This is a genomic window from Clostridium estertheticum, from assembly GCF_026650985.1.
Lineage (GTDB): Bacteria > Bacillota > Clostridia > Clostridiales > Clostridiaceae > Clostridium_AD > Clostridium_AD estertheticum_C.
In genome coordinates, this window is record NZ_CP086239.1 from 682,294 (window position 1) to 702,608 (window position 20,315).

27 protein-coding genes and 1 pseudogene are annotated in these 20,315 nt (G+C 29.1%); 26 read left to right on the forward strand and 2 right to left on the reverse strand.

Annotation, left to right across the window (positions count from 1 at the left end; all coding sequences use genetic code 11):
• Positions 1-47 precede the first annotated feature (47 nt).
• The 26 genes and pseudogenes from LL038_RS03465 (at position 48) to scpB (ending at position 19,103) form a co-directional block, all read left to right on the forward strand.
• Positions 48-332 carry a head-tail connector protein gene (locus tag LL038_RS03465; protein WP_216120027.1) on the forward strand — a complete coding sequence of 95 codons (285 nt, stop codon included), beginning with the start codon at positions 48-50 and terminating at the stop codon, positions 330-332.
• Positions 329-682 carry a phage head closure protein gene (locus tag LL038_RS03470; protein WP_216120026.1) on the forward strand — a complete coding sequence of 118 codons (354 nt, stop codon included), beginning with the start codon at positions 329-331 and terminating at the stop codon, positions 680-682. Before LL038_RS03465 ends, LL038_RS03470 begins: the two co-directional genes overlap by 4 nt.
• Positions 682-1,074 (forward strand): HK97-gp10 family putative phage morphogenesis protein, encoded by a 393-nt coding sequence (locus LL038_RS03475; protein ID WP_216120025.1) that lies wholly within the window; start codon positions 682-684, stop codon positions 1,072-1,074. Before LL038_RS03470 ends, LL038_RS03475 begins: the two co-directional genes overlap by 1 nt.
• Complete coding sequence (locus LL038_RS03480) at positions 1,071-1,409, forward strand: hypothetical protein (protein WP_216120024.1); 339 nt, start codon at positions 1,071-1,073, stop codon at positions 1,407-1,409. Before LL038_RS03475 ends, LL038_RS03480 begins: the two co-directional genes overlap by 4 nt.
• Positions 1,410-1,506: 97 nt before the next feature.
• A complete protein-coding gene (locus LL038_RS03485) occupies positions 1,507-2,076 on the forward strand; it encodes a major tail protein (protein WP_216120023.1) in 570 nt (189 codons plus the stop codon).
• A gap of 80 nt (positions 2,077-2,156) precedes the next feature.
• Positions 2,157-2,516, forward strand: coding sequence for a hypothetical protein (locus LL038_RS03490; RefSeq protein ID WP_216120022.1), 360 nt, complete (start codon positions 2,157-2,159; stop codon positions 2,514-2,516).
• A gap of 223 nt (positions 2,517-2,739) precedes the next feature.
• Positions 2,740-5,946, forward strand: coding sequence for a phage tail tape measure protein (locus LL038_RS03495; protein ID WP_216120021.1), 3,207 nt, complete (start codon positions 2,740-2,742; stop codon positions 5,944-5,946).
• 18 nt (positions 5,947-5,964) lie between these two features.
• Entirely contained in the window at positions 5,965-6,852 is an 888-nt protein-coding gene (locus tag LL038_RS03500) for a phage tail family protein (protein WP_216120020.1), read from the forward strand.
• 1 nt (position 6,853) lies between these two features.
• Positions 6,854-8,029, forward strand: a complete 1,176-nt coding sequence (locus LL038_RS03505) for a siphovirus ReqiPepy6 Gp37-like family protein (RefSeq protein WP_216120019.1) — start codon at positions 6,854-6,856, stop codon at positions 8,027-8,029.
• A 27-nt stretch (positions 8,030-8,056) separates the two neighbouring features.
• Complete coding sequence (locus tag LL038_RS03510; protein ID WP_216120018.1) at positions 8,057-8,221, forward strand: hypothetical protein; 165 nt, start codon at positions 8,057-8,059, stop codon at positions 8,219-8,221.
• A gap of 51 nt (positions 8,222-8,272) precedes the next feature.
• Positions 8,273-8,881 (forward strand): hypothetical protein, encoded by a 609-nt coding sequence (locus LL038_RS03515; protein WP_216120017.1) that lies wholly within the window; start codon positions 8,273-8,275, stop codon positions 8,879-8,881.
• Positions 8,882-8,893: 12 nt separating this feature from the next.
• Positions 8,894-9,745: a collagen-like protein gene (locus LL038_RS03520; protein WP_216120016.1), complete on the forward strand. Its 852-nt coding sequence runs from the start codon at positions 8,894-8,896 to the stop codon at positions 9,743-9,745.
• A 61-nt stretch (positions 9,746-9,806) separates the two neighbouring features.
• Positions 9,807-9,992 carry a hypothetical protein gene (locus LL038_RS03525; RefSeq protein ID WP_216120015.1) on the forward strand — a complete coding sequence of 62 codons (186 nt, stop codon included), beginning with the start codon at positions 9,807-9,809 and terminating at the stop codon, positions 9,990-9,992.
• A gap of 2 nt (positions 9,993-9,994) precedes the next feature.
• Positions 9,995-10,606: a hypothetical protein gene (locus LL038_RS03530; RefSeq protein ID WP_216120014.1), complete on the forward strand. Its 612-nt coding sequence runs from the start codon at positions 9,995-9,997 to the stop codon at positions 10,604-10,606.
• Positions 10,607-10,632: 26 nt separating this feature from the next.
• Positions 10,633-10,836 carry a hypothetical protein gene (locus LL038_RS03535; protein WP_216120013.1) on the forward strand — a complete coding sequence of 68 codons (204 nt, stop codon included), beginning with the start codon at positions 10,633-10,635 and terminating at the stop codon, positions 10,834-10,836.
• A 2-nt stretch (positions 10,837-10,838) separates the two neighbouring features.
• A complete protein-coding gene (locus tag LL038_RS03540) occupies positions 10,839-10,976 on the forward strand; it encodes a CD1375 family protein (RefSeq protein WP_216120012.1) in 138 nt (45 codons plus the stop codon).
• A gap of 166 nt (positions 10,977-11,142) precedes the next feature.
• Entirely contained in the window at positions 11,143-11,601 is a 459-nt protein-coding gene (locus LL038_RS03545) for a hypothetical protein (RefSeq protein ID WP_216120011.1), read from the forward strand.
• Positions 11,602-11,809: 208 nt separating this feature from the next.
• Positions 11,810-12,253 carry a hypothetical protein gene (locus LL038_RS03550; RefSeq protein WP_216120010.1) on the forward strand — a complete coding sequence of 148 codons (444 nt, stop codon included), beginning with the start codon at positions 11,810-11,812 and terminating at the stop codon, positions 12,251-12,253.
• A 23-nt stretch (positions 12,254-12,276) separates the two neighbouring features.
• Positions 12,277-13,011, forward strand: coding sequence for an N-acetylmuramoyl-L-alanine amidase (locus LL038_RS03555; protein ID WP_216120009.1), 735 nt, complete (start codon positions 12,277-12,279; stop codon positions 13,009-13,011).
• A 37-nt stretch (positions 13,012-13,048) separates the two neighbouring features.
• A complete protein-coding gene (locus LL038_RS03560) occupies positions 13,049-13,456 on the forward strand; it encodes a hypothetical protein (RefSeq protein WP_216120008.1) in 408 nt (135 codons plus the stop codon).
• Positions 13,457-13,656: 200 nt separating this feature from the next.
• A pseudogene (locus tag LL038_RS03565) lies at positions 13,657-13,779 on the forward strand (sporulation initiation factor Spo0A C-terminal domain-containing protein); the annotation flags it as partial.
• A gap of 554 nt (positions 13,780-14,333) precedes the next feature.
• A complete protein-coding gene (spoIIM, locus tag LL038_RS03570; RefSeq protein ID WP_216120007.1) occupies positions 14,334-14,984 on the forward strand; it encodes a stage II sporulation protein M in 651 nt (216 codons plus the stop codon).
• Between the two features lie 268 nt (positions 14,985-15,252).
• Positions 15,253-16,131 carry a tyrosine recombinase gene (locus tag LL038_RS03575; RefSeq protein ID WP_216120006.1) on the forward strand — a complete coding sequence of 293 codons (879 nt, stop codon included), beginning with the start codon at positions 15,253-15,255 and terminating at the stop codon, positions 16,129-16,131.
• A 268-nt stretch (positions 16,132-16,399) separates the two neighbouring features.
• Positions 16,400-17,575 (forward strand): D-alanyl-D-alanine carboxypeptidase family protein, encoded by a 1,176-nt coding sequence (locus LL038_RS03580; protein WP_216120005.1) that lies wholly within the window; start codon positions 16,400-16,402, stop codon positions 17,573-17,575.
• A gap of 186 nt (positions 17,576-17,761) precedes the next feature.
• Complete coding sequence (locus tag LL038_RS03585) at positions 17,762-18,502, forward strand: segregation/condensation protein A (RefSeq protein WP_216120004.1); 741 nt, start codon at positions 17,762-17,764, stop codon at positions 18,500-18,502.
• A 1-nt stretch (position 18,503) separates the two neighbouring features.
• Complete coding sequence (gene scpB / locus LL038_RS03590; protein WP_216120003.1) at positions 18,504-19,103, forward strand: SMC-Scp complex subunit ScpB; 600 nt, start codon at positions 18,504-18,506, stop codon at positions 19,101-19,103.
• A 126-nt stretch (positions 19,104-19,229) separates the two neighbouring features.
• On the opposite strand, the gene ytfJ is transcribed toward scpB, so the two are convergent.
• Complete coding sequence (ytfJ, locus tag LL038_RS03595) at positions 19,230-19,652, reverse strand: GerW family sporulation protein (RefSeq protein ID WP_216120002.1); 423 nt, start codon at positions 19,650-19,652, stop codon at positions 19,230-19,232.
• A complete protein-coding gene (locus LL038_RS03600) occupies positions 19,645-20,247 on the reverse strand; it encodes a DUF2953 domain-containing protein (RefSeq protein ID WP_216120001.1) in 603 nt (200 codons plus the stop codon). Before LL038_RS03600 ends, ytfJ begins: the two co-directional genes overlap by 8 nt.
• Positions 20,248-20,315: the final 68 nt, after the last annotated feature.

A 20,315-nucleotide genomic window follows, 5' to 3' on the forward strand; every position in this document is an offset into this window, starting at 1 on the left:
GGTGGCTAGTCTGCCCTATTTTAATTTAAGAAAGGATTGGTGGTGGTATGGATTTAGAATTTATCAAAACATATCTTAAAATTGATGGTGATGAAGAAGACGAATATTTACAGGATTTGATAGATGTAAGTCTAATTTATATTGATTTTATGGTTGGTGAGAATTATAAACAAGATTTAAAAGCAGTTAAATTAGCAGGATTATTGCAAAGAAAATTAATTGCAGATATGCATGAGAATAAAACAACAATAATTTCTACAAATACTAAAGCAGATAGAATTGTAATTAGTATTTTAGATAAATTAAGTAATTATGAAGATGTTATTATATGAATGATTTTAGTATAGATATAAATAATTTGAATAAAAGGATAATAATACAAGAATATACCTCAACAACTAAAAATGGATTTGTAACAAAAACGTGGGATACTTACAAACCAGTTTGGGCAAGTATGAATAATTTATATGGTTCTGAGTTCTATTCTGCAATGTCTGTTCAAGCAGAAAATACAGTAGAATTTGTTGTAAGATATTCAAATGCTTTAGAAATCTTATTGGAAAAAGGTAGCACAAAGAAATATAGAATATTTTGGAAAGACAGAACATTTAATATAACGTTTGTTGACGATATAAAATATCAGCATGTATGGATTAAAATTAAAACTTTGGAGGTGGGATAATGGCAGGAATTGAAGTTGAAGGAATGGACGAGTTACTCGCAAAACTTGAAAACATGAGTAATAAAGTATCTAATGTTATAACTAAAACCGCACTTGAAGCTTCTGCTGTCCCAGTTTTAGAGGATGCTAAGAGTACAAGTGTATTTTCTGATAGAAGTGGTAAATTAAGAGATGGTTTAAAAATAGGTAAAATTAAAACTAAGAACGGTGAAAAATACATAGAAATTGGAATTGCGAAAGAAGATGTATCAGAAATATTTTATGGTAAATTTATAGAATGGGGTGCATCTAATCAAGCCACTAGACCATTTTTACAACTCGCATTAGAAAAAAACAGAAATAAAATAAAAGAAATTATGACTGCAACATTAAAAGAAGGTTTGGGTTTATGATAAATATAAATGATTTTATAGAAGAAACTCTTAAAACTATTAATGTTCCAATCAGATTTCAAATTTATGATGAAGATGAAACAACTTATATAACTTATCTACAGTATCTAGGACAAAACGAAAAATTTAGTGAAGATGTCGAAGAAATAAAAGGACATTATGTGCAAATTAATGTTTTCTCCTTGGGTGATTATACAGATATAGTTACTAAAGTCGAATTATTGATGAAAGAAGCAGACTTTAAAAAAACAAATGAAACAGATCTATATGAGGAGAAAACACATTACTTTCACAAAGGTCTTAGATACTTTTATGCAGAAGACTTAACAATTTAAATTTATTAACAAACGTCGTAGATAATATAGGGCGTTATTTTTATGTCTTTAGGGTAGACAAAAAAGAACCACTTAAATTAAAAAGGATGGTAAAAAAATGAGTAGATTAATAGGACTAAAAGATATAACAATTGCACAATTGCTTACAGATACAAGCGTAGGGGCAACTTATGAAGTTCCTAAAAAACTAGAAAGAAGTATAAAAGCTACTTTAAAACCAAAGACAACTCAAACAAAACTTTATTCAGATGACACAATTGAGGAAGTTGTTAATGCATTTGATAGTATAGATGTTGAAATTGAAGTTAATCAATTATCAATTGAATCAAGAGCAATGTTACAAGGTTCAAAAGTTGTTAAAGGTGTTCTTATAGAGACTAAGAATGATATTGCTCCTACAGTTGCAATGGCTTTTAAGGCTAAAAAATCTAATGGTAAGTATATGTATGTATGGCTATATAAAGGCAGTTTTGAAATTACGGAAGATACATTTGAATCTTCTGAGGATAAATTAAAAGATCAAACTGCAAAATTGAAGGCAACTTTTTATGCTCGTGAATTCGATGGTGCATACAGACTGATTGCTGACGAAGATGCTAAAGATTTTGAAGCAACAACAGCTACAACTTGGTTTACAACAGTAGCAGTACAACCAACAGAAGTATAGAAATATAAATAGTAAAAACTTATTGGTAGCCTTAAATGGTTATTAGTAAGTTTTTTATTAATTAATTTAGGAGGGAAATTATGAAAGCAAAATATATAAAAAATAGAGAAAGTAAAATAGAATTATTAGATGGTGAACATAAAATTACTATAGATTTCAATACGTATGATTTATTACAAGAAATGTATGGTGATATAAGTATAGCATTAAGTAAGTTCAATGGTGGTGTGAAAATTACTGACTTAAAGAAGTTCGTATGTTGTGGAATTAATAGTTGTATTGAAAATGAAGACGAACATTATACACCTTATCAAATAGGGAAATTAATAGATGCAGATAAAATAGTAGAATACATAGATGTGATATATTCACTAATGAATAAATCAATGCCAGAAACTAAAGAAATAGATGAAGATGAGGAAATAGACGAAAAAAAATAGATGACCACGAAAATTCCGACAATTGGGATTTTGCGTGGTTTTATTATTTACATTGTACAATACTTGGATTAACAGAAGTAACATTTTGGAAATCAAATCCTCGTAAGTTGTTTGCACTTTATGACATACATAGAAAAGTAAATGGAATTGAAGATGAGGAAGAAAAAAATAAATTAGCATTTATAGATGATGTTATCTTTTAGATGGAGAGGAGGGAAAATAAATGGGTGATGAACTTTCACTGAACATAAAACTGGCGATGGAATCACAATCTTTCCAGCAACAGGTTGCAGGTATAAATCGCCAAATGACTTTAGTACAAAGTGGGTTTGCAAGTGCCAGTTCTAAACTTGGAGAATTCGGGACTGCTACAGATAAATTAAAGGCTAAACAAGAATTGTTAACACAGCAATTAGAACTTGCTAAAAGCAAAACTACTTTATATTCTGATGCACAAGCAAAATCAAAATTAACATTAGATAAAAATGTAATTGCTAATGAATCATTAAGAGTTAAATTGGAAGAAGCTACAAAAGCACATAATAGTAGTGTTAGTGCCACTGGCAAGGATAGTGAAGAAAGTAAAAAATTAGCACTAGAATTAAGTCAGTTAAAAGCCGAGTATAGCAATAGTAATAGTTTGATAGCAAACAATGCGAGAGCACTTGATAATAATACAATTAAGATGAATAATGCAGAAAAGTCTGCTAATAATTTAGAAAAGCAATTAAAATCAACAGCCAATGAAATAACAGTGCAAGATAGTAAATGGACTAAACTTGGTACTTCTTTAACAGAATCATCGACAAAATTAAAAGCAGTTGGTTCTTCTATGACTACAACAGGTGAAAAATTGTCTACAAGTTTAACTGTTCCAATTCTAGGGGCAGGTGTTGCAGTAGGTAAGTTATCTATGGATTTTGAAGCAAGTATGGCAAAAGTTAGTACAATAAGTGATAATACGCAAATGCCAATTGGAACTTTAAGAAGTGCAATATTAAAACTTTCTGATGATACTGGAATTGCCAGTACTGAGATTGCTAATAACGTTTATGATGCTATTTCAGCAGGTCAAAGTACAGGAGATGCAGTAAACTTTGTAACCAATTCTACTAAATTAGCCAAGGCAGGTTATGCAGAAGCAGGAGATTCACTTGATTTGCTAACAACAATATTGAATTCTTATGGAATGAAATCAAGTGAGACTGCTAAAATTTCTGATGTGTTAATTCAAGTTCAGAATAAGGGTAAAGTTACAGTTGGAGAACTATCGAAAAGTATGGGTATGATTATTCCCACGGCAAACCAATATGGTATATCTTTAGAACAATTAGGTGCAGGATACGCAATTATGACTTCTAAGGGTGTAAAATCTGCTGAAGCAACTACATATATGAATTCAGCTTTTAATGAAATGGGTAAAAGTGGAACAGTAGCTTCTAAAGCAATAGAGAAAGCCACAGGAAAATCGTTTCCCGAACTAATTAAAAGTGGAAAAAGTGTTGGTGATATACTTAATATTATGTCAGATTATGCCAAGAAAAATGGTAAGAGTTTAACAGATATGTTTGGATCTGTAGAAGCAGGAAAAGCAGGTTTATTATTAAGTGGCAATGCAGGTAAAGAATTTGATGAAATGCTTAAATCTATGGGATTAAGTGCAGGTGAAACAGACAAAGCATTTGCAAAAGTAAATGATACAGCAGGTACTAGATTAGCAAAATCTTTTAATGAACTTAAAAATGCAGGTATAAAAATGGGAGATGCACTTACTCCAGTGATTGAAAAAATATCTGTAGTAGTACAAAAATTAGCTGATAAATTTAATGAACTAACACCTGCTCAACAAGGAACAATAATTAAAATAGCAGGATTAGTCGCAGTAATCGGGCCAACTATAGTAATAGTAGGTAAATTAGCAACGGCTTTTGGTGCTATATCAGGGGTTTTAGGAACTGCAAGTACAGCACTAGGAATAGGTGCAACAGCAACAGCAGGTGTAGGCGTCGCAGGAGCAACGGCAAGTACAGGATTAGCAGGATTAGGAACAGCATTTGGAGCAGTTTTAATTCCGTTAGCACCTTATATTTTGGCAATTGGTGCAGTTGTTGGCACAGGAATTCTTATTAAAAATGCACTTAATAAAGAAGCAACTCCAGCAGTTGATTTATTCGCAGATAAAGTAGTTACAACAGCTAACAGTGTGAATGGTGCAAACAATGGTATGGGTGCAAGTTACAGCACCGTAGTTACAACAATATCGGACGGTACAAAGAAAGCCGTTGGTGCATATATGGATTTAGACACTAAAGCAACAGCAAGTTTAACAGATTTATATGTTAACTCGACTGGTATAACTGCTAAAAATGCAACAGAAGTAGTTATACAGTATAAGGGATTAGCAGATAAAGTTGAAGCGAATTTAGACACTAGATATAACACAGAATATACCACTATGGAAGCATTCTTTAATAAAAGTAGTGCACTGAGTAAAACAGAAGAGGAAAAAGCATTAGCAAAATTAAAACAAGATAATGTAGATAAGAAAACAGTTGAAGATAATTATATTAAACAGATACAAGCAATAGTTAAAAAGGCTTCGGATGAACATAGAGCATTAACTTTATCTGACCAACAAAAAATAAACGCCATTCAAGATAAAATGAAAGTTAATGGAATTAAAACTTTGAGTGAATCGGATGTTGAGTCAAAAGTTATACTAGAGAGAATTAAAGCATATGGTGTTAGAATTACTACTGAACAAGCTTCAGAAATAATCAAAAACGCAAATAAACAGAGGGATGGAGTAGTTAAAGGTGCAGATGACCAATATACTAAATCAGTAGAAGCTATTATTAAGATGAGAGATGAAAGTCATTCCATAACAGCTGATCAAGCTACTAAATTAATAGCAGACGCAAAAAACCAGAAAGATAAAACCATTGAACATGCCGAAGCAATGCGAAGTGGAGCTGTCGCAAAAGTAACTAGTATGAATAAAGATATAACGAAAAGTGTAGATACATCTACAGGAGATATTCTCACTAATTGGGACAAAATGAAAAATTGGTGGGATAAATGGGAGCCAGGAGTAAAAACTTTTGTAACAAAGATGGCAAATGGAATAGTCGGAGGATATGATAAAAATTATACTGGCACGAATAATTATCAAGGTGGATTAACCACAATGCACGAACATGGTTATGAACTTTACAACTTACCAAAAGCTAGTAGAATTTATAATCACGAAGCAAGTGAAGCATTGGTTTTACAGACTGCAAAACAAGTTGCACAAGGAGTTTTAGCTAATAGTAACAGTGGAAAGGGTGATACTGCTATTACACAAAATTTTTATGTACCAGTCCCAAGTGCAAGTGAATTGGCAAGACAATCCAAAAGAGGACAACAAGAATTAGCATTTAATTTTTAGAGAGGAGCTGAGTTAAAATTGTCAAAAACAATAACATTTATAAATAGTTTAGGGGAAGAGTTGGTATTAACTAATTCAGCCCCTTTTTTATTACAAAGTTTTACGCAAAGTGGAAATGTGAATATTTATAGTAGTAAAAGTATGAATCAAGATGGGAAAAATTATTTAGGAAATACCCTAGATATAATGGATATATCTTTGGAAGTTGCTTTAGTTGGTAATACAAAAGAGGAACTTCAAAGATATAAAAATAAAGTAATCAAAATATTGAATCCTAAAAATGGTGAAGGTTGGCTTTGTTATAAAAATAATATTAATGAAAGAAAAGTAAAATGTATTATAAATAAAATACCTTTCTTTAATATTGTAAATAGTAATAGAGTTTATAATGGCTTAATTAGTTTAACTGCAAATAATCCATTTTGGACTGATCTTATTGAGGATAAGGAAGAAATAGCATTATGGAAAGGTGATTTTTCATTTTCTGAAGATGGAAGTGATGGATTTGAACTTGTAGTTGGTGGAATAGAAATAGGACATAGAGAACTAAGTCTTATAGTTAATATATTAAATAGTGGTGATGTTGAATGTGGAATGAGAATAGAATTTAAAGCACTTGCTACATTAACTAATCCTAATATATTGAATGTTAATACTGGTGAGTATATTAAAATTAATAAAGGTATGGTTGCAGGAGAAGTTATTTCAATATCAACATATTTTGGTTCTAAAAAAGTTGATTCTATTTTAGATGGAGTTACTACAAATATTTTTAATTATATAGATTTCCAAAGTACATTTTTACAATTAGATGTTGGTGATAATTTATTTAGATATAATTCCGATACTGGAATAGATAATCTTGAAGTTAGTATATATTATCAGCAACAATATTTGGGGGTGTAAAGTGGAGATATATGTATTTAATAGAAATTTAGAATTTATTGGTATGATAGATAGTTTCACATCGTTAATATGGACAAGAAGATATTATAAAAGTGGCGAGTTTGAGTTACATTGTGATTTAACTCCTCAAAATCTCAAAATGTTAGAAAGAGGAAATATTATTTATAAAACAGGAGATGTGGAAGCAGGATATATTGAGTATAGAAACTTTAAGCAAGATACAGAAGGTAAAGAAATATTAGTTATTAAAGGCAAGTTTCTTACTTCTTATTTTAATCGTAGAATTATTTGGGGAACTGAAGTATTTAATATAACAGCCGAGTTAGCGATGAGGAATTTAGTAACAGATAACTGTATAAGTCCAATCAATACAAGTAGAATAATACATAATATGATGTTGGGAACTTTAAATGGTTTTATAGAGACAGTTGATTATCAAGTATCTTATGCCAATTTATCTGACGAACTTGAAAATTTAAGTAATATAAGTAATTTGGGACATAGAGTAAATTTTGATATTAATAGTAAAAAGTTAGTTTTTGAAGTGTATAAAGGGTTAGATAGATCTGTTAATCAATCTAGTAATCCAAGATGTATTTTTAGTAAAGAATATGACAATATTTTAGAACAAGAGTATGTAGATAGTCTTAATAATTATAAAAATTTAGTATTAGTTGGTGGTATTGGTGAGGGATCTGAAAGAAGATTAGTTACTATAGGTGATAGTGTTGGCTTAGATAGATTTGAAGTATTTGCTGACCAGAAAAGTTTAGCAAATACAGAAGATATTAATGGTGTTTCAACAGTTATGAGTGATGTTGACTATAACCTTTTATTAAGTGGAAAAGGAAATGAAACACTTGCATTAACAAAAGAAATTCAAACATTTGATAGTAAAATAAATCTTAATTCAAATTTAACTTATAAAACTGATTATAACCTAGGAGATATTATTACTATTGTTTCTAAAAAGTGGGGCATAACCTTTGATAGCAGAATTAATGAAATTCAGGAAGTATATGAAGAGAATGGATTAAGCATTAATATTACTTTTGGTAATAACATCCCAACAATTATGGATAAAATAAAACAAAAATTAAAATTACAATCTAATAGTAGTGGGAGTAATGGGAATAGTAACACAACTATAACAAATATAGACGGGGGTAGTTTTTAATTAATAAAATAGAGAGGATGTGGTGGTATGGAGAAATCTAGTTTCTTTAATAGTGTGGCAGGAGATAGAAAATACAAAGCTTCAAATTTTGCAGATTATTTTAATAGTCTGCTTACAAATGGTGTGTTTCCTAACCCAAGCACAAATTTACAAGTTATAAATAATAACAATATGACAATAACCGTTAAATAAGGTAAAGCTTGGATTAACGGTTATCAATATTTTAATGATGGTGATTTAACATTGCCTATAGCAATAGCCGATGGAGTTCTAAACCGAATTGATAGAATCGTTGTTAGGTTTGATACTGTAGGAAGACTTATAAGTACAGTAGTGAAAAATGGAACAATGGCAAGTGTAGCAGTAGCCCCAGTTTTACAAAGGGATGCTGATTTATTTGAATTAGGAATAGCAGATATTTACATAGGGCAAGGAGCAGTTCTTATTTCTCAAACTAATATTACAGATTTAAGAATGAATACCTCTTTATGTGGTTGGGTAAATTCACTTATTCAAGCCGACACTTCAGCAATTTTTAATCAATATCAAGCATGGTTTAATACTCAACAAAACATCTATAATGGTGATTTTGCGACATGGACAACTGCTAAAAAGTTAGCTTATGATAGTTGGTATGCAACAACAACTAATGGATACACAACAGCAATGTCAGCAAGTGAATCAAGTTTTCAATCACAATTTAATACATGGTTTAATGCAATTCAATCACAGTTAAGTGGAGATATTGCAGGAAATTTACAGACTCAAATAACTGCAATTCCTAAAATTTATAAAGGTACTACAGCACCTACAACGCCAAAATCAATAGACTTTTGGTTCAAACAAGTTTAGGGGGTGAGGTGATTGATAAGAACTATACAACTTAAAAGATATAAATTGAAGGCAGATTTACCTATATTACTAGAAGCAGAACCTGCGTTATGTCTTGATACTGGAGAAGTTTTTATTGGAGATGGAGTAAATAATATTCCTTTAAGTAAGCAAGGAATACAAGGCATACAAGGTAGTCAAGGAATCCAAGGAGAAAAAGGTATCAAGGGAGAAAAAGGTGATACTGGATTGCAAGGTTCTGTTGGATCAACTGGTATTCAGGGAATACAAGGTTTAAAGGGAGATATTGGAATTACAGGCGCAAGTGGTTCACAAGGTATTCAAGGTATAAAAGGGACTGATGGTTCAAATGGCTCACAGGGAATACAAGGTATTCAAGGTATCAAGGGAGATACTGGTGCACAAGGTATTCAAGGGTTAACAGGTTCAGGAACTGGGGACATGCTGAAAAGTGTTTATGATAAAGATGGTAATGGGATAGTTGATAATTCCGATTCTTCTAATCGTTTTAATTGTCCCGATGGTGATAGGAATGCAAGCAATAAGCTACCAAACTCCGTTCCACATCAAGTACGTGTTGATTTTGCTAACGCAGGTAGTGCAGATGGTGGAGGTAATTATTCAGGTGTTATTACTTTTTCTCCTTGGGATGGCACAACAAGTAGTACGGGTGATGCTTCTTACCAACTAGCTTTTAATTCTACGGCTACTAATGGTGGTGGAATACCTTATCTTAGTCTTCGCAAAGGCATTGATAATACTTGGAATCCTTGGACTAGATTAGGTCTAATGAATGATCCTAATACTGGTACGAATTATACAATGGGTGTCCTTAATGGGAAACTATACATTAAACCAGTTTAATCAAATAGATGAGATCTTAAGAAATGACATTATAAAATAATTTAAAGAGAGGTGTGTATAAATGGCTGATATATCAGACGTAACAATTAATATAGAAATGAGAGAAAGAAATGCAAATAATACTGGGTGGATTATTGAACATCCTAAAACAACTTCTAAAAATGTAGATACAGTTGATGATACTACAGGAACGATTTTTCAATTAGGAATTAATAACGGAATATTATATATAAAGGCGGTGGTTTAACAATGGCAGGAGAAATATATATTGCAGATAAAGCAACACTAGATTTAGTTAAAGCAGATACTACAACAATAAAAGCGAATGAGTCGACAATTGTTACAAATGTTGCAAGTGTAAAATCAGATACAAGTTCTTTAGTTGCTAACGCACCTATAAATTGGGATAGAGCATCTAGTAATACAATTACTAACGCTCTTGTTACTTGTAATGTGAGTGGACAAGCATATGTGACTGCTTTACAAATAACTGGTAAAGGTCTTTTAAAGAAAAGCTTAATAAGGTGTAGTGGTAGTAGTATGCACGGTATTAGAATAACCGTAGATGGGGTAGTAAAAGTTGTTTGCAACAACAGTAGTGGCAGTAGCATGTCGGTTACTGGATTCACTTGTGAGGAATTATTTCAAAATATGTATAATAGTCTTGATCTTGTTCTACCATTTGGAAATGGGCTTTTGTATATTCAAAATCCAATGTTAGGTTATCCTTCAACCACTTCTACAGCAGGTATTGTAAGATCAGCTAAACCAATATACTTCAATTCTAGTTTATTAGTTGAAGTACATTCCAATCTAAATCCAGAAAATATAGAAATTGAAAATTCATATATAGTATTATAGAAATAAAAAAAATCGGAGGTAACAACATGGATAATATATATAAATCAGCAACACTACCTAGTGGTGCTATTATAAAAGAGATAGATAATTCAGCAGAGCCTATAAAAGTAGTCCCTATAGTTTCAGAAACACCACAACCAACCAATCAAGAAATTAATGAGAATCAAATAATTATTATGGAAGTGTTAGCAAATATGACAGAAGCATTAAAAGCTAAAGGGGTGATATAAAGATGGTTCACATGTATTATAAATTAGTAGGTGTAGGATATAGAACAATGGAATTAGTAGAAGGAAAGATACAAGTTCCTGAAGAGTATAGAGCAGGAGTACAATTATTGTTAGATAAAGATAAATTAAAAATTATTTAGTCTAAAGGACTGTTGCTCAATAAAATTCAATATAAGAAATAAAAGTAATTAAAGGTATAAAAATATATTTTTAATTAAAAGAGGATATTATGTATAAATATAGAATTATATAAGTATAGCTAAAATAATTATTAGATGGCCATCTAATACAGGGGAGAAATATTCTATGTTAAAAAAATTTAGTAAAAAATTATTAATGGGTTTAATGTGTTCAAGTCTATTAATATGTACTTCTATGCCTGCATTTGCAAGCACAACAAACGTAACAAGTACTAAAAGTGTAAAGGCGCTTTCTACGGCTACTAAGTTAAGTACCTCAAATTGGCAATTTGTGTCTCAAGAGCAGTTTTATTACGTCGGAGGAACTCCTAGTATTTCACAAACATATGTAGGAACAAAGGGTACAAGTTCACTATTTTGGTGTATGTCATCATTGTGGGGTGATAAATCTTTAAATATAGACCCTAACTATACATATATGGTTGAGGTTGCTTATGATTATGGCTCTGGTTACAGGGGATATAATTCACTCACGGGTGTAGAAAATATTACAAAGGATACTATTGCATATTTGCCAGCAACTACAACAAGTGCAAATTTTATAGTGTCTAAAAAGTTAAAGTAAGTACAATATCACTAATAAATCCTACGATTAAAATAGTCGGATTAAAAAACTATGACCAATTAAGGCACTCTAGTGATAGGGTGTCTTAAGTTAATACAAATTAGATTTCTAAAATTCGTAAAGTATTATAACATAATATATAAATGTAAGGCACTAGAAATAGTGTCTTTTTTAATGCAAAAAAATAAAGTGGAGGGGAAGTGATGATATGGAAGGTGAGTGTAAAATATGTATAAATCAACAGAGAATCGACTATTTAGAAAAAGGTTATGAGGAATTAAAAGAGGGTAGTAAAGTAACTAATAATAATGTGGCTTTAATAATAACTAATAACTCAGAGAATAGAATCCATTTTGAACAGATATTTGATTCTTTAAAAAGTATTGCAGTAAATCTTACTAAAGTTACAGAAAGTTTAGAGACAAATAGTAAAGAAACAGTAAAGACAGAGTATGCAGTAGAAACTTTAAAATTAACCACCGATAAATTGACAATAGATGTAAAAGAAGCAAACACGCAGATTGGATTAATTCAAGAAGCACCGTTAAAAAGTTATAATGCATTAAAAAATACAGCTTATGGTTGTATTATAAGTGCAGTAATTGGTGGATTGGTAGTACATTTTCTACCAATTATACTTTTATTATTATAAATATGAAAGAGAGGTAATTATTAATGAGTAAATATTTATTAGATATGGGACATTGTCTTAAAGGTTTTGATACTGGGACTCAAGGTTATGGAAAAACTGAACAAGAATGTACTAGAGAGGTAGGATATAAAGTTAAATCCAAACTTGAAGCACTAGGACATACTGTAATAATAGTCTCATGTGATAGTGCAAATAGTGTTATTGAATCACTAGCATATCGTGTTGATACTGCTAATAGAATTGGTGGAGATTTATATATAGCAATTCATTTGAATAGTGGTGGAGGTTTTGGAACAGAGATATATACCTACAATGCAAAAGTATTTACTGAAGCTAGTAATATATTAAAGAATTTTGTTTCTTTAGGACTAACAGACAGAGGGATTAAAGATGGTAGCCATTTATATGTTATACATAATACAAAAATGAAAAGCTTACTTGTAGAATGTTGTTTTATGGATTCTAAAAATGATATGAATATATATGATGCCGACAAGATGTCGGATGCAATTGTTTTAGGATTGACAGGTAAATTGCCTAATACCACGATCTCGACACCGTTTGCTTTTAAAAAAACGGTGATTATTACTGCAACAAATGGATTAAATTGTAGACAAACTCCAATCTCAGGAGCAATAATTAAGACTTTTAAAAAGGGTGATGTGGTTACATATGTAGAGTTGGATTCTAGTAAAAAATGGGGTAAATTAGTTACAAGTAAATTTACTGGATGGATTTGTTTAGAATATACAAAATAAATATTAAATAAAATAATAAAAATTAGGAGATGTAATAATGATTTCAACAATAATAAGTTTTTTATATCCAATTTTAAGTGTAGGAATTTCAGTGGGAATAGTTCCATTTGTAATCAAATTATTAATAGCTAGATTAGGTTCTGTAAATTTAGCAAAGAATGAAAAGCTTGCAAGCAAAATTTGGGATGCCCTCGAAGAGGATGGCAGAATGGGAATTGTAACAGATAAATTAACAAGTTTTATAACTACAATGCAAAAGAGAACAAAATTAAGTGATGAAGATATATTGTTACTTAATAAATCTTTAGCAGGGATTGCAAATGCAGGAAAAGAAGCCGTAGTTAAAGAAGCTTCAGAAGTTGTTCCTACAATAATAGAACCCAAATTTGTAGATGCTGAAGGAACAGAATATGTTAAAAAAGTAGTTCCAGTAACAGCAGTATAAAATTAAAGGGTGTATCTTAGGCTTAATTGCTTAGGATACACCTTTTTTTCTTTTTTGTAATTTAGGACTTGATTTATAAGATAGTTATGGTTAAAATAAGTGTATAAACATATATAGAATACATCTATAAAAATGAAAAATCTTTATTGATTTAAATTTTTATTAACTTTACATTAAAAACCTTGAAACCGTTGGTATCACAAGTTGAAACTATAAACAAAATATTTGGTTATACCGTTCATAATGCTAAAGGTAAACCAACTAATAGCGAATTTATAGCAATGGTTGCTGATAAGCTAAGATTACAAAATAGGGTTAGCTAAATGGATAGATTAAGAGTGTCTTTAATAGATGCTCTTTTATTTTGTTTAAAAGGGAAGCTTAAGAAAAATAATAGGATGTAAGCAAAAGCTTACATCCTTAATATTAATTAGAATTATAGTTATTAAGATATTCTTCAAAAGAATCGTAAATTAAATTATCATTAGAAATTGAATCTTCCTTAGAATTAAGTTTAGTAGTTAATTTTTTGTTCGGTAGTTTTTCTATTTTTTTAGTATTGATATTGATATTGAATCACCTCTATACAAGTATTGTAACACAAAATATGTAATTTGTAAAGGCAGCTTCTTTTTTATAGTGAAATTTATAGAGAAGAGGTGATTAAATAAAATTGTACTGTGGTTATTAATGTTAAACTAAATATGCATATAAACTCCTTTGTTATCATAAATATTAATTAAGATATTGTAATTATTTATGCTCAATTTTATCTTAAATAAGGTGAAGCCTAGCATGAATATAACGTGAGTGAATTTTAATAACATATTATGAGTAGCTATAAAAAAATATAATGATTAACAAAGGGGGAAAAATTATGTCATCTAACGCATTAATAAGTAATGTAAATAAACATATACAAGAAAATTATTGGTTATATATTATAAGTATTTTGTGTGTATTTACAGGTATAATTTTAGGGATTTATAGTGTGAAATATATGGGTGAATTTGAACACAAGGATTTAGTGAATTATTTAATTAATTTTATTGATCCTTCAAACACAAGTGGGATTAGTTATAAATTAATATTTTTCCAATCAATAAAAAACAATTTACCAGTAATTATTTTTCTATGGTTTTTAGGGCTAACTATTGTGGGTTTGCCAATTATTGTGATTATTGATTTGTTAAAAGGATTTACAGTTGGCTTTACCTTTAGTTTTATGATTAGTGGGCTAGGAAAGAGTGGTATTGGTATTGCAATACTAGGGGTATTACCTCAAAATTTAATTTATATTCCATGCATTATTTTTGCATCGGTGATATCAATGGAATTTTCTATAATGTTATTAAGAAACAAGTTCAATAAACAATGGACAAGTAGTATATCTAGCAGAATAATATATTATAGCGTAATATTTATTGTAATAATGGGTTTCTTGTTTATAGGGATAATTATAGAATCATATATTGCACCTTATTTTGTTAAAAATCTTATTAATAATTTGGGAAGTCTAACTAAATGAAACATGGTGATTTATTCCATTTTGTTATATTATCAATTAAATGTTTTATTATTTTAATAGTAATGGGTATTTTTCTACCCAAGTTTGTAGATTATTCACTTTCAAGATTAATTAATAACCCAAAGAGATATATAAACAGTGTTATGGTTTACAAATTAGTTGATAATAATTATAAATTAGTTTATAATTATATTCTTACATTTTATTTATTTTTTAGAGTCTAACGTATGTAAAATATTAACATTCTCTATAATATAGGAGAGAAATTATGAATGAGTTATTGACAATTTATATAAAAAAATTACAAAATAATAAGTTGACGAGAAATACTATTGACGCCTACACGAGAGATGTAAAACGATTCATTGACTTCACGGAGAATAGAAATGAAACCCAGGAAACAGTTGATAACATAACAATAATGGCTTATTCTGAGTATCTAAAAAAAGAAGGCAAAGCGAATAGTTCGATAGCAAGAAGTATTGTTTCTATTAGAAATTACTATAAATATCTTATTAAAAGCAACCTTGCCCAAAATGATCCAACAGCTTATTTTTCTCTACCGAAAATCAAACGGAATATACCTCAGATTTTATCAATTGAGGAGATAGATGAATTATTAAATCAACCAGATCAATTAACAATTAAAGGGTGTAGAGATAAAGCAATGTTAGAATTAATGTATGCAACAGGCATGAAGGTCTCGGAACTTTTAAGTTTAACAGTATATGATATTAATTTAGAGTCGTTATACATAACATGTAATAATGGTAGAAAAAATGAAAGAATAATTCCAATAGGTAGACATGCGATTAGCTGTATGTCAGAATATTTAAAGATTAGATATAAAATAAACGTAAATAACTTAAATTTACTTTTTTTAAACACAAAAAGTGAGAAAATGACAAGGCAAGGTTTTTGGAAAATAATCAAAGAATATGCTAAAACCACTAGCATAAAAAAGACAATAAATTCTTACACAATAAGACATTCATTTGCTGTACATTTATTACAAAATGGTGCAGGTATAAGTGCAGTTCAGGAGCTACTTGGACATAATAGTATGTCCACAACTCAAGTTTATTCAACAGTAGTTAAGAAAAATAAAATATCAGAGATTTACAAGAACACTTTTCCTAGAGCATAGATATTAATATTGCAGCTCCATAGGAGATGATTTAATAAATTAATTAGGTTTCATATCATAAAGTGAACAGAGAAAAATAAGAATTTGTCTTTATAAATAAAGATGAATTCTTATTTTTGTTCTATGGATAAAATAAATTTTTTAATTATTATAGATAAATAGTGATAATATCAATATGTTTTGGTAAAAATAATGTTATGAATTTTAAGCAGTGCAGATGACTTTTAAGAATTTACATCTAGCATAAAGGATTATGAGGAGGATAAATATGAAAAGAAGATTTAGAAATGTATTATGTTTAATTTTATCATTAATTTTTACCACACAGTTTTGTAACATGCCTGCTAAAGCAGAAAATAAAGATGATAAAGGAATTGTCGTTCAGGCAAAGTCAGCATTATTAATGGAGCCAACTAGTGGTAAAATAATATATGAAAAAAATTCTCGTGAAAAATTTGCTCCAGCTTCGGTGACTAAAATAATGACTATGTTACTTGCTATGGAGGCAGTAGATTCTGGTAAAATCAAATTAACCGATAAGATAACTGTAAGCGAAAACTCAAAAAAAATGGGTGGAAGTAGTATGATACTTGATACCGGTGAAGTTAGAACCGTAGAAGAAATTTTAAAGGGAATTGCTATTGCATCAGGAAATGATGCAGCAGTTGCAATGGCAGAGTACTTAGCAGGTAGTGAAGGGGCTTTTGTTAATATGATGAATGCAAAAGCTAAAAGTTTGGATATGAAAGATACTAGTTTTAAAAACTGCACTGGTTTAAGTGCAGAGGGACATATTACAACAGCATATGATATTTCAATTATGTCTAGAGAATTATTAAAACATCCTAAAATATTAAAATATTCATCAACATACATGGAAACTATTTCTCAGGGAAGGAAAGCGCCTATAGGTCTTGTAAACCATAATAAGCTTGTAAGATTTTTTAATGGATGTGATGGACTTAAAACTGGATTTACAAATGAAGCGAAATATTGCATATCAGCTACTGCAAAACAAAATAATGTTAGAATGCTTGCAATAATTATGGGTGCACCAACTTTTAAAATAAGAAATAGTGATGCAAGTATGTTAATGAATTATGGTTTTTCTAAATTTGAGACTAAGAAGGTAATAGTGAAGGATCAAAATTTAGAAAAAATAATTTTAAATAAAAAGGGTGACAAGTTTCTAATCGCTAAAGCACAAGAAGATTTTCTTATAACGCTTGAAAGAGGTAATAAGAATATAATAACTAAAAAAATTGTTCTAAAACAAGGGTTGAAAGATTATAAAAAAAATGTAGTTATTGGATCTTGCGAAATATATGTTGATAACAAACTATGTGGCAAGATTAATATCTATAGTGATAGAGATATTAAAAAATCTAGGGTATGGGATAACATTATAAATAATTTTACGGAATTATTTGATAAAGCAATTTAACTCCCATGTATTTTAAAGGTAAATAAAATAACTTCTGAGCAAACAAATACTTGCTTAGAGGTTATTTTTTTTAAAATGTATCATTTTATATATTTTAATATTATACTTAAATTAAACTTGATATAAAGAAATTAAAGTAAAATGAATATTTCTTTATATAATTTGTTTATATAGGAGAGAGTGTACATGCCAGTAAGTATAAAAGTAACTAATTTTGAAGGTCCGTTTGACTTATTATTGCATCTTATAAAGAAAAATAAGATGAATATTTATGATATTAACATTGTTGAAATTACGAATCAGTATTTGGAGTATCTTAGAAGTATGAAAGAAATGGATTTAGAAATGACATCAGAATTTATTGTTATAGCTGCGACTTTAATTGAAATTAAATCAAAATATTTGTTGCCCAAAAATAAAGAAGATGTTAGTACTGAGGATGAATATGATGTGGAAAAGGAATTAATGGACAAACTAGTGGAATATAGAAAATATAAAGCTATAGCTGAAAATTTGAAGGTGATGGAACAAGAGACAGGTATAATGATTAGTAAAAAACCTGAAATAATTGAAGAAGATAATCAGAATATTAAAGAGGTAGATTTTCTAAAAAATATTACAATTTTTGATTTACATAATTTATATAATGGTTTAATGGAAAAATATAAAAATAAGATGAATACAGATATTATTGTAAATAAAGAAATATTGATAGATGAATATAAAATAGAAGATAAAATGGAGGAATTAAAACATAAGCTAAATCATTTTGGAAAGATTCACTTTACAAACTTAATCTATGGTTATTCATCTAAAATAGAAGTTATTGTTATGTTCTTAGCATTACTTGAGTTAATTAAGATTAAGAGTGTACGAGTATTTCAAGAAAGCAATTTTAAAGCTATATATTTAGAAAGGGTAAATTAATATGAATGAATTTAATATTAAACAATTAGCAAGTAAGGATATTTCTACTAATAATATATATTATTCTATTATTGAATCGTTGCTATTTGTTACTGGAGAATCATTAAAATTAACGGAAATTGCAAATATTTTAGAATGTAGTATTGAATTTACAATGAAGTTAATAAATGAATTAAAAGTAAAATATGAGCATGAGCAGAGAGGCATTAGAATTATAGAAACTAATGATGAATATCAACTTGTTACAAAACCATGTAATAGCGAATATGTCCAAAAGCTATTAAAGATAAATGTCAGGCAATCTTTATCTCAAGCTTCACTTGAAACTTTAGCCATAATTGCTTATAAGCAGCCAATGACTAGGGTGGAGGTTGAAGACATAAGAGGAGTTAAAAGTGATAGAGCAATTTACACTTTGTCAGAAAAAAGATTAATTAAAGAAAGTGGACGAAAAAATGTTCCGGGAAGACCAATCATATATGTAACCACAGATGAATTTCTTAAACATTTTAATTTTCTTAACCTAAATGAAATGCCTTCTTTAGAAGAGTTTAACAAAGAAAATTTGCAACCAGATGTTGATATTAATAAGGTAAAGTAAATATTTAAAATATTAACTATACATATAGTTGTAACCCCAGTCAAATAAAGTTTTTAAATTGAAAAACTTTATTTGACTGGGGTTAATATTTTAACTTTGTAAGTTATTATAGAAATTCAATAAAAATTATTCATCACACTTTTGATTATTTTCAGGTTCTGTATCATTAGCACATTTATCTTTAAACATACCTTTAATAATATCGATAACTTGTGGTACGGTATCAACAATTTTATCATATGTGTTTTGCTGATCTACAGATAATAGCCTAATTGAATCATTCTTAACAACTAAAAACGCGACTGGTTTAACCGTGACTCCAGCACCAGAACCACCTCCGAAAGGATATTTATTAGTTGAGTCAGTAGTATTAATATTATTAAACTCACTACCTCCAGATGCAAAACCAAAACATACTCTTGATATAGGAATAATTGTAGTTCCATCTAACGATTTTACAGGGTCTCCTACAATGGTGTTAACATCTATCATATCTTTTATACTCTCCATGGTGCTCCTCATTAAATTTTCAATTGGATGATTATCCATGTAAATTTCCTCCTCTATATTTTTTAAAATTTGTTTTGTTATGTTTTATGTTTATAAGGCAAGGTAATATTATAAATGCCATATAAATAATTTTTACAAAATTGATGTATATTATACTCGAAATTTCCATATTTAGATTATTTTCTTTAAATTGAGGCGTAACTTTAAGGTCAATGTTTTTAACTTTAACAAAATTTGTTAATATTAGATACAAAAGACTGTAGGTTGAATGAATTAAGCCAAATACGATAGCTACCAAGGCAGCATCGTCGAATCCATATTCTAGTTTAGTATTTAAACTTAATGTTGGCTTAAATTTTAAATCCTTAAATTTATGACTAATTAAATTTATAGCGCTTAAATTTATATCACTTAAATTTATATGTCTTAAATTTAATGGTTTAAAAAATATTTTTATAGGTTTAGACTTTAATTGATCCTTTGAATTGCTTTTTAAAGGTTTATTTACCTTTAGTTTCTTTTTATATATATAAATTTCCAAGACTTTGTTTGTATATTTAAGAGTTATATTTAAATGGATTGGAAATAATATAATTGTTAACACAAAAAGAAACACTATTATAAATTTAAACATCACAACCTCCAATCTATCTAATAATTGGTATTATGCTCAGAAATCAATAAAAAAATCAATAAAGGGCA

Bases quoted from the DNA above. Each gene is read 5' to 3' on its own strand.
- LL038_RS03485 (WP_216120023.1), top strand. From the start codon at position 1,507: ATGAGTAGATTAATAGGACTAAAAGATATAACAATTGCACAATTGCTT.
- LL038_RS03560 (WP_216120008.1), top strand. From the start codon at position 13,049: ATGATTTCAACAATAATAAGTTTTTTATATCCAATTTTAAGTGTAGGA.
- LL038_RS03575 (WP_216120006.1), top strand. From the start codon at position 15,253: ATGAATGAGTTATTGACAATTTATATAAAAAAATTACAAAATAATAAG.
- LL038_RS03535 (WP_216120013.1), top strand. From the start codon at position 10,633: ATGGATAATATATATAAATCAGCAACACTACCTAGTGGTGCTATTATA.
- LL038_RS03600 (WP_216120001.1), bottom strand. From the start codon at position 20,247: ATGTTTAAATTTATAATAGTGTTTCTTTTTGTGTTAACAATTATATTA.
- LL038_RS03470 (WP_216120026.1), top strand. From the start codon at position 329: ATGAATGATTTTAGTATAGATATAAATAATTTGAATAAAAGGATAATA.
- LL038_RS03545 (WP_216120011.1), top strand. From the start codon at position 11,143: ATGTTAAAAAAATTTAGTAAAAAATTATTAATGGGTTTAATGTGTTCA.
- LL038_RS03550 (WP_216120010.1), top strand. From the start codon at position 11,810: ATGGAAGGTGAGTGTAAAATATGTATAAATCAACAGAGAATCGACTAT.
- LL038_RS03475 (WP_216120025.1), top strand. From the start codon at position 682: ATGGCAGGAATTGAAGTTGAAGGAATGGACGAGTTACTCGCAAAACTT.
- LL038_RS03465 (WP_216120027.1), top strand. From the start codon at position 48: ATGGATTTAGAATTTATCAAAACATATCTTAAAATTGATGGTGATGAA.
- spoIIM (WP_216120007.1), top strand. From the start codon at position 14,334: ATGTCATCTAACGCATTAATAAGTAATGTAAATAAACATATACAAGAA.
- ytfJ (WP_216120002.1), bottom strand. From the start codon at position 19,652: ATGGATAATCATCCAATTGAAAATTTAATGAGGAGCACCATGGAGAGT.
- LL038_RS03540 (WP_216120012.1), top strand. From the start codon at position 10,839: ATGGTTCACATGTATTATAAATTAGTAGGTGTAGGATATAGAACAATG.
- LL038_RS03555 (WP_216120009.1), top strand. From the start codon at position 12,277: ATGAGTAAATATTTATTAGATATGGGACATTGTCTTAAAGGTTTTGAT.
- LL038_RS03490 (WP_216120022.1), top strand. From the start codon at position 2,157: ATGAAAGCAAAATATATAAAAAATAGAGAAAGTAAAATAGAATTATTA.
- LL038_RS03510 (WP_216120018.1), top strand. From the start codon at position 8,057: ATGGAGAAATCTAGTTTCTTTAATAGTGTGGCAGGAGATAGAAAATAC.
- LL038_RS03480 (WP_216120024.1), top strand. From the start codon at position 1,071: ATGATAAATATAAATGATTTTATAGAAGAAACTCTTAAAACTATTAAT.
- scpB (WP_216120003.1), top strand. From the start codon at position 18,504: ATGAATGAATTTAATATTAAACAATTAGCAAGTAAGGATATTTCTACT.
- LL038_RS03525 (WP_216120015.1), top strand. From the start codon at position 9,807: ATGGCTGATATATCAGACGTAACAATTAATATAGAAATGAGAGAAAGA.
- LL038_RS03495 (WP_216120021.1), top strand. From the start codon at position 2,740: ATGGGTGATGAACTTTCACTGAACATAAAACTGGCGATGGAATCACAA.
- LL038_RS03585 (WP_216120004.1), top strand. From the start codon at position 17,762: ATGCCAGTAAGTATAAAAGTAACTAATTTTGAAGGTCCGTTTGACTTA.
- LL038_RS03530 (WP_216120014.1), top strand. From the start codon at position 9,995: ATGGCAGGAGAAATATATATTGCAGATAAAGCAACACTAGATTTAGTT.
- LL038_RS03580 (WP_216120005.1), top strand. From the start codon at position 16,400: ATGAAAAGAAGATTTAGAAATGTATTATGTTTAATTTTATCATTAATT.